Source organism: Enterobacter cloacae complex sp. S1 (assembly GCF_014930525.1).
Lineage (GTDB): Bacteria > Pseudomonadota > Gammaproteobacteria > Enterobacterales > Enterobacteriaceae > Enterobacter > Enterobacter hormaechei_C.
In genome coordinates this window covers 1-15,287 of the sequence record NZ_JADBRE010000030.1, presented here as the reverse complement: position 1 = coordinate 15,287, position 15,287 = coordinate 1, and the positions used below count along the sequence as shown (strand labels likewise).

Below are 15,287 nucleotides of genomic sequence, written 5' to 3'. Positions count from 1 at the left end.
CTGTTGTTTTGATATTCATATTTTTAATAAGGCTCTGTGACACAAATCATAGGGTTTTATTATAAAACAGCATGACAGGCTTGGTGGTATGAAAGCAGCTAGAATCCCATGTAGAATAAATCAGGTTAAAAAATTAAGATATCCCAGTTAGCAATACATAGGTTAAATAATATTAATTGGTTTGTTAATCTTGGTGTAGCAACGACACTCCCTGGTGTTATCCAGGCTCAGTCCCTTAGCTTATTTATAAAAGGCTTGAATAGCGATGAATGGGAAAGTGCCACCTTGGAGGCTGGTTATGAAATAACGGGCTATCTCGCAAAAAAACACACTAACAAATATCAATATTGGAACTCTTTGGTCAAAGAAGCTAAGAAAGTTGTGGCGAATGATATTATCCCAAAAATAATCTTCCCAGAGTCTGAGAAAGGATCAATGACTGAGAACTTAAAATGGGACCTTGTGAATTACTTGCTTGAAGATGCGTATAGTTCTTTACTACATGAGCCATTCGCTTTTGAAGGCTTAATTAATGTTTATGAAGCTGGGCATATGCCCTGTGGATGGTCAGGTACTTGGCCAGCGGGCAAACTAGTTATCTATTGATAGGACACGCGAAAAAAAATCCACGCCAAAGCGTGGATTTTTTTCATTCAAAACAAATCAAACGTTAAACAAAAAGTTCATCACGTCGCCATCTTTAACGATGTAATCTTTCCCTTCCGCACGCATCTTGCCTGCTTCTTTCGCGCCTTGCTCACCCTTGTAGGTGATGAAGTCTTCAAACGCGATAGTCTGCGCACGAATGAAGCCTTTCTCGAAGTCGGTGTGGATCTTACCGGCCGCCTGAGGCGCGGTCGCACCGACAGGGATGGTCCACGCACGCACTTCTTTCACGCCAGCGGTGAAGTAGGTTTGCAGGTTCAGCAGCTCATAGCCCGCGCGGATCACGCGGTTCAGGCCCGGCTCTTCCAGACCCAGCTCGGCCATGAACTCTTCGCGGTCGGCGTCGTCCAGCTCTGCAATATCAGATTCAACGGCAGCGCAAACCGCTACCACTACAGAACCTTCAGCCGCAGCGATTTCACGCACTTTGTCCAGATACGGGTTGTTCTCGAAACCGTCTTCGTTAACGTTGGCGATGTACATGGTTGGCTTCAGGGTCAGGAAGCTCAGGTATTTGATCGCCGCTTTGTCTTCGTCAGTCAGGTTTTTCAGCGCGCGCAGCATGCCGGCATTTTCCAGCTGTGGCAGACATTTTTCCAGCGCAGCCAGTTCCGCTTTCGCGTCTTTGTCGCCGCCTTTGGCTTTCTTCTGCACGCGGTGAATGGCGCGCTCGCAGGTGTCGAGGTCAGAGAGGGCCAGCTCGGTGTTGATGACGTCGATGTCGTCAGCTGGATCCACTTTATTGTTAACGTGGATAATGTTGTCGTTCTCGAAGCAGCGCACAACGTGGCCGATCGCTTCGGTTTCACGGATGTTGGTCAGGAACTGGTTGCCCAGGCCTTCACCTTTGGATGCGCCTTTTACCAGGCCCGCGATGTCCACGAACTCCATGGTGGTTGGCAGAATGCGCTGCGGCTTCACGATTTCCGCGAGCTGGTCCAGACGCGGATCGGGCATAGGAACAACACCGGTGTTCGGCTCGATGGTACAGAACGGGAAGTTCGCCGCTTCAATACCTGCTTTGGTGAGCGCGTTGAACAGGGTGGATTTGCCCACGTTTGGCAGACCGACGATACCGCATTTGAATCCCATTTCTAAATCACCTTAATATCTTGATAATCAATCCGTTAACGATAACCGATTGAAGAAAAGTAAATAACTACGCCTATTATACACGTAACCCGCGCGACGCGCGGTAAAAAAGCCCCAGGACGCCGATTATTGCGCTTTGAAAGCGTGCAGTCGATTGGTGGCTTTCGTCAGGCCGTCCTGAAGCCAAATCTCGGTGCAGCGGGCCGCTTCGTCCACCGCTTCGTCAATCAACTTCTGCTCAGAAACCGGTGGTTTACCCAGTACGAAACCAACAACTTTGTTTTTATCGCCCGGATGGCCGATTCCCACGCGCAAACGGTGGAAATTAGGGTTATTACCCAGTTTGCTGATGATGTCTTTCAGACCATTGTGGCCGCCATGACCGCCGCCCAGTTTGAACTTCGCCACGCCTGGCGGCAGGTCCAGTTCGTCGTGGGCCACCAGAATCTCATCCGGATTGATGCGATAAAACGTTGCCATGGCCGCCACGGCTTTGCCGCTCAGGTTCATAAAGGTGGTTGGCACCAGCAACCGCACGTCAGCACCCGCAAGGTTGATGCGTGAGGTATACCCGTAAAACTTGGGTTCTTCACGCAGAGGAGCGCGCAAACGCTCCGCCAGCAGATCAACATACCAGGCGCCGGCGTTATGGCGGGTAGCGGCATACTCTGCGCCCGGATTGGCGAGGCCGACAATCAGTTTAATCGTCACGATTTACTTCCTAATGGGTTCCAGATCTGGCGCGTAGTTTACTGTCTGGCGCGCCGCTTGACAAAGTTCTGCCTGCTGTATACCGAAATGCGAATAATTTCCTCTTTGAATAATTAGAATTTCAAGCTGTTCAATGTCTTATTTGTAAATTTTTGTCCGGGAGTGATCAGTAAATGTGATCATTCACGCAACTCATATAAGAGGCGTTGTCTATACTTTACACACAAGGAGAAGGGGCTTTTCCCCTGACAACCCAAAGTTCCGGAGGTGACATATGAAACGCAAAAACGCTTCAATGCTCGGTAACGTGCTAATGGGGTTGGGACTGTTCGTGATGGTCGCCGGTGTCGGTTATTCAATCTTAAACCAATTACCGCAGCTTGACCTCCCACAATACTTTGCGCATGGCGCGGTGCTGAGTATCTTCCTTGGTGCGGTATTGTGGCTCGCCGGGGCGCGCGTGAGCGGACATGAGGAAGTCTGCGATAAATACTGGTGGGTGCGCCATTACGATAAACGATGCCGCCGCGACCAGCGCAAGCATAGCTAGTGCCCCATAAAGAACACCGAAACGACTTCATCTGAAGTCGTTTTTTTTTGCATGACGCATTGACCCTCACGTAACGTAAGGCTTCAGAGTAACGACACTGGCAGAACAAAAGGAGCCGTTATGTTGATACAGGTGGGTGAACTGGCGAAACGTGCCGGGATCACCGTGCGGACTTTGCATCACTACGAGCAAACAGGGCTGTTGTTACCTTCTGCCAGAAGCGCGGCAGGCTACCGGCTTTATAACCTGGCGGATGTGCAGCGTCTGCATATGATCCAGGCGCTGGCAAAAGCCGGACTGGAGCTTGCCGAAATCAGGGATTTTCTGGAACAGCGTTCGCTGTCATTAGCCGAATTACTCGACGGGCAAATCACTCTGCTGGACAAGCAACTGCGTAGCATCCATACGCTGCGCAACCGGCTGGTGGAATTGCGTACCGGGCTGACCGACGATGCGACGCCGGATCTGGAATCCTGGCTACAGACTCTGGAGTTAATGAATATGTACGATCGCTGGTTTAGCAAAGAAGAGTTGCAGCAACTGCCGTTTGCGGTAGAGAAAGAGGCGCTGGCGGATATCTGGGCGGGTCTGGTGACGGAAGTTAAACACTTGCTGGAACAGAACGTCAGCGTCACGGACGCGCGGGCGACCGATTTGGCTTCACGGTGGATGGAACGCTTGGAGCAGGATACCGCAGGCAAACCGGAATTTTTGACCCGTCTGAACGAGATGCACAGCGTGGAGCCGCAGATGCAGGAGCAAACCGGCATTACGCCGGAGATAACTGATTACATCACGCGGGCGTTTGCCGAATCAAAGCTCAGCATCTGGGAGAAATATCTCACTGCCGAAGAGATGGCCTTTACCCGGGCGCACTACTTTGACCGGATGATGGAGTGGCCGCCGCTGGTGGCGAAGCTGCATCAGGCGCAGCGGGATAATCTCAGTCCCGCTTCTGACGATGCGCAAAAGCTGGCAGAAAACTGGCTGGTTTTATTCCAGTCCTATGCGGGAACAAACCCGCAGACCCAGCAAAAATTTCGTCTCGCCATGCAGCAGGAGCCGCATCTGATGAAGGGCACGTGGATGACGCCTGCCGTGCTTGAATGGCTCCAGCAGGCGATCGGGGTGATGATGCAAAGACGCGTCTCTGCATCAGATGACTCACAGATCCGCTAACGCAGCTTCACGGTTAGGGTAGAAGGACAATCGGCCAGGGATCGGCTGCACGCCCGCGCGCGCCATGGTGCGCAGGGGCTGGAATTCAAGGTTACTTATCCGCAGCTCGCAGCCTTCCGGCAGGCGGGCAACAAAGCGCTGGAAGGCATCCAGACCGCCGGCATCCAGCACCGGGACGGCATCCCACTTCAGCACCACAATCCGTTTGCCCGCGATGCGGGATTCCAAATCGCTGAACAGACCTTCCGCCGCGGCGAAGAACAGCGGGCCAATCACGCGCAGCACCAGCACATCGTCAGGCACCTCAACGTTAACCGGGGAGAGACGCGTCATCTGCGCGATGCGGCGCATAAACAGCAGCGAGGCCAGCACAATGCCGACGCTGATGGCGATAACCATATCGAACAGTACGGTCAACGACATGCAGATCAGCATCACGATAATGTCGTCTTTCGGCGCACGGCGCAGCAGGTTAACCACCTTATGCGCCTCACTCATGTTCCAGGCCACCATCAGCAGCAGCGCAGCCATGGCCGAGAGCGGAAGCCATGAAAGCAGCGGGGCAAGGATCAGCAGCGCCATGATAACCAGCAGGGAGTGAATGACCGCCGAAACCGGTGATGTCGCGCCCGCACGTACGTTCGCGGCGGAACGGGCAATCGCAGCCGTAGCGGTAATACCGCCGAAGAACGGTGCAACGATGTTCCCCAAGCCCTGGCCGACCAGCTCGCTGTTGGCTTTGTGCTTAGTGCCGGTCATGCCGTCGAGCACGACGGCGCAGAGCAGGGATTCAATCGCGCCCAGCATTGCCATGGAGAACGCGGCAGGCAGCAGAGCGCGAAGGGAATCCCAGCTCAGGGTGAAGCTGGAGCCCGGCATGTCCCACGGCAGAACCAGCTGCGGCAGCAGCTGCGGAATGCCGCTGCCCTGTGAGCCGTCCGCCAGAACATAGTGGAACTGGGAGCCAATGGTGGCGACCTGTCCACCGAGCAGGTTGACAACGCCCATCACCGCGCAGCCCAGCAGCAGAGCGGGCAGATGCCCCGGGAGACGAATGCCTAAGCGAGGCCAGACGATAAGTGTGCCGAGGGTAACGATGCCAATGGCTGCATCGCCCAGGTTGGCCGTCGGCAACGCCATAAACAGCGCGCCCACTTTCTGTAAATAGTGCTCCGGAACATGGGCCATTTGCAGGCCGAGGAAATCCTTAATTTGCATGGTCCCGATGGTAATCCCAATCCCCGAGGTGAACCCCAGCGTTACGGAAAGGGGAATATATTCAATCAGGCGACCAAAGCGGGCCAGACCAAACAGAATTAAAAAGATGCCGGACATCAGGGTGGCAACCAGCAGGCCTGCCAGACCAAACTGTTGGGAAACCGGGTAGAGGATCACCACAAAGGCGGCAGTCGGGCCGGAGACGCTGAAGCGGGACCCGCCCGTCAGCGCAATCACAATCCCCGCAACGGCCGAGGTGTACAGCCCGTACTGCGGCGCGACGCCGCTACCAATCGCCAGCGCCATCGCCAGCGGGATGGCAATAATCCCGACGGTGATCCCGGCTATCAGGTCACGAACAAAGCGTGACGATGTGTATTTCTCTTTCCAGCAGGCGTCGATGAGGGCGCGAAAGGGCAGAACATGTGAGGAGGTTACGTTTTTCACAATTATCTATCATCCGTGTGCGCATCATCTGTCATGTGAATGGCAGGTGAAGGAGGCATAAGTCATACAAATAAATACTATAAACAAAAAAACCCGCCGTAGCGGGTTTTTTGGCCGTGTTCGATCAGTGTTCGAACATTGCAGAGATCGATTCTTCGTTGCTGATACGACGAATCGCTTCGGCCAGCATCCCGGACAGAGTCAACGTACGCACGTTTGGCAGCGCTTTGATCTCGTCGCTCAGTGGAATAGTATCGCACACCACAACTTCGTCAATGACGGAGTTACGGAGGTTGTTTACCGCATTGCCGGAGAAGATCGGGTGAGTGGCGTAAGCGAATACGCGTTTCGCACCACGCTCTTTCAGTGCTTCAGCGGCTTTACACAGCGTACCGCCGGTATCGATCATGTCGTCAACCAACACGCAGTCGCGGCCAGCCACGTCACCGATGATGTGCATCACCTGAGAAACGTTAGCGCGTGGACGGCGTTTGTCGATGATCGCCATGTCGGTATCGTTCAGCAGCTTCGCGATAGCACGAGCACGTACCACGCCGCCGATGTCCGGAGAAACCACAATCGGGTTGTCCAGATTCAGTTGCAGCATGTCTTCCAGCAGGATTGGGCTGCCGAATACGTTATCAACCGGCACGTCGAAGAAGCCCTGGATCTGCTCTGCGTGCAGGTCAACCGTCAGTACGCGGTCAACGCCGACGCTGGACAGGAAGTCAGCGACAACTTTAGCGGTGATTGGCACACGCGCGGAACGGACGCGACGGTCCTGACGTGCATAGCCAAAGTAAGGAATAACAGCAGTGATACGGCCAGCAGAAGCACGACGCAGCGCGTCGACCATAACAACCAATTCCATCAGGTTGTCGTTCGTTGGAGCACAGGTGGACTGGATGATGAAAATATCACCACCGCGTACATTTTCGTTAATTTGTACGCTGACTTCGCCGTCGCTAAAGCGACCTACAGCGGCGTCGCCGAGGGAAGTGTACAGGCGGTTGGCAATACGTTGTGCTAGTTCCGGGGTGGCGTTACCAGCAAAAAGCTTCATATCAGGCACGAGAAGAACCTCAGGCATGCGTCCAGTGGTGGATAGCGTTCGCCGCAAACTGCGGGGCCTAAGCAAACGCTATCCAGGCGGTGTATTAAAGAGCGCGATGCAACGTCTGGAACAGGGTGACGTTGTCACCGAAACTCAGTCTGCGCCAGAATGGCCTGCTGTAGGGGGGAGGTGTTCATCCCGCGTGCTACAAAACCATGCAGCCAAACCGGCGCTTGCTCAAGCACCTGACGGGCGGCGGTTTCGGTGTCAAATTCAGCAAAGACACAGGCCCCTGTACCGGTCAGGCGCGACGGCGCGTATTCTAACAGCCAGGAAAGCACCGCATCAACCTCGCGAAAACGTTTTCTTGCGATATCCTCGCAATCGTTGCTGAATTCACAATTTAATAACGTTTTTATTGACCGTGCCGGGGTATTTCTTTTCAGGTCAGGATCTTTAAAGATGACCGGGGTAGGAATGCTCACGCCGGGGTGAACGATCAGATACCATTTTTCCGGCGGATCGACCGGCGTGAGGATTTCACCGACACCTTCAGCGAACGCCGCGTGGCCGCGCACAAACACCGGTACATCGGCGCCCAGCGTCAACCCTAACGCTGCCAGTTCGTCCGTCGTCAGACCGCAGCCCCAGAGGTGGTTAAGCGCCACCAGTACAGTCGCGGCGTTTGATGAGCCGCCGCCAAGACCGCCGCCCATCGGCAGGCGTTTGTCGATACGGATATCCGCACCGCTTCCCGCCGGCAGACGACCCGACGTCGACGCCGTTTTCATTAGCAGGCGGGCAGCGCGCACGATCAGGTTATCGTCATGCGCCACGCCGTCGACCGGCGTCAGCAGGCAAATCTGCCCGTCCTGACGCGGTTCGATGGAGATGGTGTCGCCGTAATCGACAAACTGAAACAGCGTTTGCAGGGTGTGATAGCCGTCAGCGCGCTGCCCGGTAATGTAGAGAAACAGGTTCAGTTTTGCGGGAGAGGGCCAGTGGGTCATCATTTAACGATCCAGTTGTCCATTTTCAGCTTGATACGCTGGCTACCCTGCGTCAGCTCCATATTGGACGGCAGCGCCGGTTGCGTCTTGCTGTCATACGCGCTGTACACCACTTTCCAGGTTTTACCGCCCTGGGTGTAGTTTACCTGGCTCAGACGGTATTGATCGTCGAGCGTATAGTCGGTCGCATCACCCGGCAGGCCAAGGATCCACTGGCGCAGACTATTGAGCGGAATCGGCATCCCGGTCAGCTTGCCAATCATCTCTTCGGCGTCGGTTGCCGTGTAGTGCTGGCCTTTGTTATCGGTGATCTGCGCTTCGCCAGGCTTCGCGTTAAGCTCCAGCTCGGTGCTGCCCAGCGGGTTCAGCAGCAGCAGGCGATAGTTGTCCTGACCCGTTTGCTGCCAGAAGAAGCGAGCATAAACTTTTTGTTCGTCAGAGAGATAAGCAAATGCACCGCGGGTCTGGTACTGGCTTAATTTCAGCACGTCCTGCTGGTGCTGACGCCACTGCGGTGAGTCAGGGCTTTTGCCCGGGCCTTTCGGCTGATGAACGGAACAGGCGGTCAGAACCAGGGCCGCCAGAGGCAGCAGGCGAATCATTCGGGTCATAATGATGACAAATCCTTGAGATACGTTGCAGTTATAACTGTTAATGCTAGCGTTGAAGGGTGCCACCGTCTACGTTCAAATTATCTCAAAGCGTGGCGTAAGCTATTACTCCGAAAGGGGGCAGTCTCTTTTATTGATCTCGCGCATCCTGTATGATGCGTCCTGCTAACCTTATTAACGCTGGTACTACTCCCGCTCAACATGACCCTATTAGCACTCGGTATTAACCACAAAACGGCCCCGGTTTCACTGCGAGAACGCGTTACGTTTTCGCCGGATACGCTCGACCTGGCGCTGGATAGCCTGCTTGCACAACCGATGGTGCAGGGTGGCGTGGTGCTGTCGACGTGCAACCGTACCGAGCTCTATTTAAGCGTGGAGGAGCAGGACAACCTGCACGAGGCGCTGATCCGCTGGCTGTGTGACTACCACAACCTCAACGAAGAGGAGCTGCGCAACAGTCTGTACTGGCATCAGGATAACGATGCGGTCAGCCATCTGATGCGCGTGGCCAGCGGTCTGGATTCGCTGGTGCTGGGCGAGCCGCAGATCCTCGGCCAGGTGAAAAAAGCCTTCGCGGATTCCCAGAAAGGGCATCTGAAAGCCAGCGAACTGGAACGAATGTTCCAGAAGTCATTCTCCGTGGCGAAGCGTGTGCGAACCGAAACCGACATTGGCGCCAGTGCGGTTTCGGTTGCTTTCGCGGCCTGTACCCTTGCCCGTCAAATTTTTGAATCCCTGTCGACCGTCACCGTACTGCTGGTGGGAGCGGGCGAAACCATCGAGCTGGTGGCGCGCCATCTTCGCGAACACAAAGTGAAGAAGATGATCATCGCCAACCGCACCCGCGAACGTGCGCAGGTGCTGGCGGACGAAGTGGGCGCTGAGGTGATTGCGCTGAGCGACATCGATGAACGTCTGAAAGAGGCGGACATTATTATCAGTTCTACCGCCAGCCCGCTGCCGATTATCGGGAAAGGGATGGTCGAGCGTGCGCTGAAATCCCGCCGCAATCAGCCGATGCTGCTGGTGGATATCGCCGTTCCGCGTGATGTCGAACCGGAAGTGGGCAAACTGGCGAACGCCTACCTGTACAGTGTGGATGACCTGCAAAGCATCATTTCGCACAACCTTGCCCAGCGTAAGGCGGCGGCTGTGCAGGCGGAAACCATCGTTGAACAGGAAACCAGCGAATTTATGGCCTGGCTGCGCGCGCAAAGCGTCAGCGAGACCATCCGCGAATACCGCGGTCAGGCGGAGCAGGTGCGTGATGACCTGACGGCCAAAGCGTTAGCGGCCCTTGAACAGGGCGGCGACGCGCAGGCGATTATGCAGGATTTAGCCTGGAAACTGACCAACCGCCTGATCCATGCCCCAACCAAATCTCTTCAGCAGGCTGCCCGTGACGGGGACGATGAACGCCTGACTATTCTGCGCAACAGCCTCGGGCTGGAATAGCGCCCTATACCCATTTTCTAAGACAAGGTGCATTTACGCCTATGAAGCCTTCTATCGTCGCTAAACTGGAAGCTCTGCACGAGCGCCATGAAGAAGTCCAGGCGCTGCTCGGTGATGCCGGGACCATTGCCGACCAGGAACGTTTTCGCGCGCTGTCGCGTGAATACGCGCAGTTAAGTGATGTTTCAAAATGCTTTACCGACTGGCGACAGGTCCAGGAAGATATCGAAACCGCGCAGATGATGCTCGACGATCCTGAGATGCGCGAGATGGCGCAGGAAGAGTTGCAGGACGCAAAAGCGCGTTCAGAAGAGATGGAGCAGCAGCTTCAGGTGCTTCTGCTGCCGAAAGATCCGGACGATGAGCGTAACGCTTTTGTGGAAGTCCGCGCCGGTACCGGTGGCGACGAAGCGGCGCTGTTCGCCGGGGATCTGTTCCGTATGTACAGCCGGTATGCCGAATCCCGTCGCTGGCGCGTGGAGATCATGAGCGCCAACGAAGGCGAGCATGGCGGCTACAAAGAGGTTATCGCCAAGATCAGCGGCGACGGCGTGTACGGTCGACTGAAATTTGAATCCGGCGGTCACCGCGTGCAGCGCGTGCCTGCGACAGAATCACAGGGACGCATTCATACGTCAGCCTGTACGGTGGCGGTGATGCCGGAGCTGCCGGAAGCGGAACTGCCGGATATCAACCCGGCGGATCTGCGCATCGACACCTTCCGCTCTTCAGGGGCAGGTGGTCAGCACGTTAACACCACCGACTCCGCTATCCGTATTACTCACCTGCCCACCGGGATTGTGGTTGAGTGTCAGGATGAACGTTCCCAGCACAAGAACAAGGCTAAAGCGTTATCCGTGCTGGGCGCCCGTATCCACGCGGCTGAAATGGCGAAACGCCAGCAGGCGGAAGCCTCTACCCGCCGTAACCTGCTGGGCAGCGGCGATCGTAGCGACCGTAACCGTACCTATAACTTCCCGCAGGGTCGCGTAACCGACCATCGCATCAACCTGACGCTCTACCGTCTGGATGAGGCGATGGAAGGCAAGCTCGATATGCTGATTGAGCCTATCGTGCAGGAATACCAGGCCGACCAGCTGGCGGCACTGTCCGAGCAGGATTAATGGATTTTCAGCGCTGGTTACGCCATGCCGCCAGTGAGCTTTCTGCAAGTGAAAGCCCGAAGCGTGACGCCGAAATTCTGCTTGAGCATGTGACGGGTAAAGCCCGCACGTATCTGCTGGCTTTCGGCGAAACCGCGCTGACCGCTGAACAGCAATCGCAGCTGGAGGCGCTGCTTGCCCGCCGTAAAACCGGCGAGCCGGTGGCGCACCTGGTTGGCGAACGCGAGTTCTGGTCACTTCCGCTGTACGTTTCAGCGGCCACGCTGATCCCGCGCCCGGACACCGAGTGTCTGGTGGAGCAGGCGCTGGCGCGGTTACCGGCGCAGCCGTGTCAGATCCTCGATCTCGGTACTGGCACCGGCGCGATTGCGCTGGCGCTTGCCAGCGAGCGACCGTACTGCACCGTGACGGCGGTAGACGTAATGCCTGATGCGGTCGCTCTCGCGCGGCGCAACGTTGAACGGCTGGGGCTGAACAATGTTTCCGTTCTGCAAAGCAGCTGGTTTGCCGCGCTTGAAAGCCGTGTGTTCGAAATGATTGTCAGCAATCCGCCCTACATCGACGAAGACGATCCGCATCTCGCGCAGGGCGACGTGCGTTTTGAACCGTTGACCGCGCTGGTCGCTGCGAATCAGGGACTTGCGGATCTCGATCACATTGTGACAACGTCACGACAACATTTGCTTCCCGGTGGCTGGCTGCTGGTGGAACATGGCTGGACGCAGGGAGAGGCGGTGCGAGCGCTGTTTACGCGTGCCGGATACGCTGCCGTGGAAACCTGCCGGGATTACGGCGGCAATGAACGTCTGACGCTGGGGCAGTGGTCATGAGCCTGTTTACGCTGCTGATCTCCGTTCACCTGGTTTCCGTTGCCCTGACCATTGGCTTTTTCATTGCCCGCTACTGGTGGCGCTACAGCAACAATCCGCTGGTTAACGCCCGCTGGGTACGCATCGCCCCGCACTGTATCGACACGGTGCTGTTCCTTTCCGGAGCCGGGTTAATGTGGAAAACCGGCTATCTGCCATTTACTGATAAAGGCGCATGGCTGACTGAAAAGCTGTTTGGCGTTATCATCTACATCGTTTTGGGTTTTATCGCGCTTGGGCGTCATCGTCCGCGCAGCCAGCAGACAGGGTTTATCGCCTTTTTGCTGGGTCTGGTGGTGCTGTACATCATCATTAAACTCGCCACCACAAGAATACCGTTACTGGGGTAAGTCATGAGGTCCTTAGCCGATTTCGAATTTAACAAAGTGCCGCTCTGCGATGGTATGATCCTGATTTCAGAGATGATCCGCGACGATTTTACGTCACAGTACGTTTACGCTGAACTGGAGAATCTGGTCAGCCTGGCGCGCGAGGAGATCAATCAGGCACGTCCGCAGGACTGGCAATTAGAGAAGCTGATTGAGCTTTTCTACGGCGAATGGGGTTTCTGCGACACGCGAGGCGTGTACCGCCTGTCTGACGCACTGTGGCTGGACCAGGTGTTGAAAAATCGTCAGGGCAGCGCCGTCGCGTTGGGCGCCATTTTACTGTGGGTTGCGCACGAGCTGGATATTCCACTGGTGCCGGTCATTTTCCCGACGCAGATGATTTTGCGGGCGGAGTGGCTGGACGGTGAGATGTGGTTAATCAATCCGTTTAACGGCGACACGCTGGATGAGCATACGCTGGACGTCTGGCTGAAAGGCAACATCAGCCCGATAGCTGAGCTGTTCAATGAAGATCTCGATGAAGCCGATAACGCCGAAGTGATCCGCAAGCTCCTGGATACGCTGAAGTCTGCGCTGATGGAAGAGCGTCAGATGGAGCTGGCTCTGCGCGCAAGCGAAGTGCTGTTGCAGTTCAATCCGGAAGATCCGTACGAAATCCGCGACCGCGGCCTGATTTATGCGCAGCTCGACTGCGAGCACGTGGCGCTGAATGATTTGAATTATTTCGTCGAGCAATGTCCGGAAGACCCGATCAGCGAGATGATCCGCGCGCAGATTAACGCGATCGCGCATAAACACATTACACTGCATTAATCTTAATTCCGATTCACACCTGAATAAGGCGATCCTATGAAACAAAAAGTGGTTAGCATTGGTGATATCAACGTGGCAAACGACCTGCCGTTCGTGCTGTTTGGCGGTATGAACGTTCTGGAATCCCGCGATCTCGCTATGCGCATCTGCGAACACTACGTGACCGTGACCCAAAAGCTGGGCATCCCGTACGTGTTTAAAGCCTCTTTTGACAAAGCCAACCGCTCCTCCATTCACTCCTACCGTGGCCCGGGCCTGGAAGAGGGGATGAAGATTTTCCAGGAGCTGAAACAGACGTTTGGCGTGAAAGTGATCACCGACGTGCACGAAGCGTCTCAGGCACAGCCCGTGGCTGATGTGGTAGACGTGATTCAGCTTCCGGCGTTCCTCGCTCGCCAGACTGACCTGGTAGAAGCGATGGCGAAAACCGGTGCCGTGATTAACGTGAAAAAACCGCAGTTCGTGAGCCCTGGCCAGATGGGTAACATCGTCGACAAGTTTATCGAAGGCGGTAACGACCAGGTGATCCTGTGCGACCGTGGTTCAAACTTCGGTTATGACAACCTGGTTGTGGATATGCTGGGCTTCAGCGTGATGAAGAACGTCTCTAACCAGTCCCCGGTGATTTTCGACGTGACCCACTCCCTGCAATGCCGCGACCCGTTTGGCGCCGCGTCTGGCGGGCGTCGTGCGCAGGTGACCGAACTGGCGCGCGCCGGTATGGCAACCGGCCTGGCGGGTCTGTTCATTGAAGCGCACCCGGATCCGGCTAACGCGAAATGCGACGGTCCATCCGCGCTGCCGCTGGATAAGCTGGAGCCGTTCCTGAAACAGATCAAAGCGATTGACGATCTGGTGAAGAGCTTCGACGAGCTGGATACCAGCAACTAATAAAAAAACCCGCTTCGGCGGGTTTTTCTTTGCCCGGCGGCGCTACGCTTGCGCGGGCCTACGGGTTTCGTAGGCCGGGTAAGCGCAGCGCACCCGGCAAAAAAATTACGCAAATATCGTCATCAGATACGCAATAAACAGCGCCATATGCGCCGCGCCGTTCAGCACATTGGTGCGGCCGGTGGAGAAGGATATCTGGCACAGCAGCAAGGATGCCACCATCACAATCATCTCTGGCGCACCCAGCGCAAACTGCAATTCATTCCCCGTCATAAAGGCAATCAACGTCACCACCGGAACGGTAAGGGAGATGGTCGCCAGAACGGAGCCGAAGAACAGATTCATCGCACGCTGCACCTGATTATTGAGCACCGCTTTCAGCGCTCCCAGGCCTTCTGGCGACAGGATCAACAGGGCCACCAGGAAACCGGTAAAGGCGACCGGCGCGTTCAGTTCAGTTAATAGCGCCTCCAGGGGGTTCGCATTCATCTTGGTGACCGCAATAACGGCAATCAGATGCACGATCAGCCAAACCGTATGCCACGCGCTGCTGTGCGCCGACGGCTTACCGTGATGCGGGTCATCGTCGTCGCCGTCGTCTTCATGCTCGTAAACAAACAGGCTCTGGTGCGTTTTGGTCTGGATCAGCAGGAACACGCCGTACATCGCCGCGGAAATCAGCGCCACCAGCAGCGCCTGGCCGGTGGTGAAATTGGCACCCGGCAGCGCCATCGGGAAGACCAGCACAATAATCGCCAGCGGGAACAGGGCGATCAGGTACTGTTTAATGCCAAAGAGGTTCATGTACTGGGTGGCAAATTTGCGACCACCTAATAAAAGTGAAAAACCGACCAGGCCGCCGGTAACAATCATAATGATGGAGTAGAGCGTATCGCGCATTAGCGTTGGCGCGGCGTCGCCGGTGGCCATTAATGCGGAAATTAAACTGACCTCAAGAATCACAACCGAAAGGCTTAAAATTAATGACCCATACGGCTCGCCAAGACGGTGGGCTAAAACATCCGCATGGCGTACCACGCTAAATGCACTGGTTAAAATACCCACCAGAGCCAGAATATTGATCCCCACAACCACTGGCAATGACTGACTGCTTCCCCAGAAGAGCAGCACAGCCAGTGCCAGAACCGGGAAAATGAGAGAGGTCTCCTTGTGGCGGGTTTTTACCGCCTCGTGTGTTGCTGTCATGTGTTTCTCCAACAATGCAGGTGCTTGTAATTATAGAT

General features: G+C 55.5%; 16 protein-coding genes. 9 read left to right on the top strand and 7 right to left on the bottom strand.

From position 1 onward, the window contains the following. Positions 1-255 precede the first annotated feature (255 nt). Complete coding sequence (locus tag IM290_RS18735) at positions 256-606, top strand: hypothetical protein (protein ID WP_226876064.1); 351 nt, start codon at positions 256-258, stop codon at positions 604-606. A gap of 57 nt (positions 607-663) precedes the next feature. On the opposite strand, the gene ychF is transcribed toward IM290_RS18735, so the two are convergent. Together ychF and pth are read right to left on the bottom strand one after the other, a co-directional pair. Beyond that, the gene (gene ychF, locus IM290_RS18730; RefSeq protein ID WP_003856650.1) at positions 664-1,758 is read right to left on the bottom strand and encodes a redox-regulated ATPase YchF; all 1,095 of its coding nucleotides are present in this window, start codon (positions 1,756-1,758) and stop codon (positions 664-666) included. A 126-nt stretch (positions 1,759-1,884) separates the two neighbouring features. Beyond that, positions 1,885-2,469, bottom strand: a complete 585-nt coding sequence (gene pth, locus IM290_RS18725; RefSeq protein WP_006810922.1) for an aminoacyl-tRNA hydrolase — start codon at positions 2,467-2,469, stop codon at positions 1,885-1,887. 274 nt (positions 2,470-2,743) lie between these two features. Here pth and ychH point away from each other — a divergent pair, with 274 nt between their 5' ends. Both ychH and IM290_RS18715 read left to right on the top strand, forming a co-directional pair. Continuing rightward, positions 2,744-3,019: a stress-induced protein YchH gene (gene ychH, locus IM290_RS18720; protein ID WP_003856655.1), complete on the top strand. Its 276-nt coding sequence runs from the start codon at positions 2,744-2,746 to the stop codon at positions 3,017-3,019. A gap of 120 nt (positions 3,020-3,139) precedes the next feature. Further along, positions 3,140-4,198 (top strand): MerR family transcriptional regulator, encoded by a 1,059-nt coding sequence (locus tag IM290_RS18715; RefSeq protein ID WP_017693291.1) that lies wholly within the window; start codon positions 3,140-3,142, stop codon positions 4,196-4,198. On the opposite strand, the gene dauA is transcribed toward IM290_RS18715, so the two are convergent. The 4 genes from dauA to lolB form a co-directional block, all read right to left on the bottom strand. Further along, positions 4,184-5,863: a C4-dicarboxylic acid transporter DauA gene (dauA, locus tag IM290_RS18710; protein ID WP_023296766.1), complete on the bottom strand. Its 1,680-nt coding sequence runs from the start codon at positions 5,861-5,863 to the stop codon at positions 4,184-4,186. The genes IM290_RS18715 and dauA overlap by 15 nt on opposite strands. A gap of 124 nt (positions 5,864-5,987) precedes the next feature. After that, positions 5,988-6,935 (bottom strand): ribose-phosphate diphosphokinase, encoded by a 948-nt coding sequence (prs, locus tag IM290_RS18705; RefSeq protein WP_003856663.1) that lies wholly within the window; start codon positions 6,933-6,935, stop codon positions 5,988-5,990. A gap of 125 nt (positions 6,936-7,060) precedes the next feature. After that, positions 7,061-7,930 carry a 4-(cytidine 5'-diphospho)-2-C-methyl-D-erythritol kinase gene (gene ispE / locus IM290_RS18700; protein ID WP_017693293.1) on the bottom strand — a complete coding sequence of 290 codons (870 nt, stop codon included), beginning with the start codon at positions 7,928-7,930 and terminating at the stop codon, positions 7,061-7,063. Next, positions 7,927-8,538, bottom strand: a complete 612-nt coding sequence (gene lolB / locus IM290_RS18695) for a lipoprotein insertase outer membrane protein LolB (RefSeq protein WP_045308281.1) — start codon at positions 8,536-8,538, stop codon at positions 7,927-7,929. The genes ispE and lolB overlap by 4 nt, the downstream gene beginning before the upstream one ends. Before the next feature lie 201 nt (positions 8,539-8,739). Here lolB and hemA point away from each other — a divergent pair, with 201 nt between their 5' ends. From hemA to kdsA, 6 genes are read left to right on the top strand one after another with little or no spacing between them, the layout of a single operon-like run. Next, positions 8,740-9,996, top strand: a complete 1,257-nt coding sequence (hemA, locus tag IM290_RS18690) for a glutamyl-tRNA reductase (RefSeq protein WP_003856666.1) — start codon at positions 8,740-8,742, stop codon at positions 9,994-9,996. A 41-nt stretch (positions 9,997-10,037) separates the two neighbouring features. Continuing rightward, entirely contained in the window at positions 10,038-11,120 is a 1,083-nt protein-coding gene (gene prfA / locus IM290_RS18685) for a peptide chain release factor 1 (RefSeq protein ID WP_003856667.1), read from the top strand. Continuing rightward, positions 11,120-11,950 (top strand): peptide chain release factor N(5)-glutamine methyltransferase, encoded by an 831-nt coding sequence (gene prmC, locus IM290_RS18680; RefSeq protein WP_193042506.1) that lies wholly within the window; start codon positions 11,120-11,122, stop codon positions 11,948-11,950. Before prfA ends, prmC begins: the two co-directional genes overlap by 1 nt. Next, a complete protein-coding gene (sirB2, locus tag IM290_RS18675) occupies positions 11,947-12,339 on the top strand; it encodes an invasion regulator SirB2 (protein WP_063133431.1) in 393 nt (130 codons plus the stop codon). The genes prmC and sirB2 overlap by 4 nt, the downstream gene beginning before the upstream one ends. Positions 12,340-12,342: 3 nt before the next feature. Next, positions 12,343-13,152, top strand: coding sequence for an invasion regulator SirB1 (gene sirB1 / locus IM290_RS18670; protein WP_006810913.1), 810 nt, complete (start codon positions 12,343-12,345; stop codon positions 13,150-13,152). A 36-nt stretch (positions 13,153-13,188) separates the two neighbouring features. Beyond that, on the top strand, positions 13,189-14,043 hold the full coding sequence (gene kdsA, locus IM290_RS18665) for a 3-deoxy-8-phosphooctulonate synthase (protein ID WP_003856671.1): 855 nt from the start codon (positions 13,189-13,191) through the stop codon (positions 14,041-14,043). Between the two features lie 105 nt (positions 14,044-14,148). Here the strand turns inward: kdsA and chaA are convergent, their stop codons facing one another. Beyond that, positions 14,149-15,249 (bottom strand): sodium-potassium/proton antiporter ChaA, encoded by a 1,101-nt coding sequence (chaA, locus tag IM290_RS18660; RefSeq protein ID WP_003856672.1) that lies wholly within the window; start codon positions 15,247-15,249, stop codon positions 14,149-14,151. Positions 15,250-15,287: the final 38 nt, after the last annotated feature.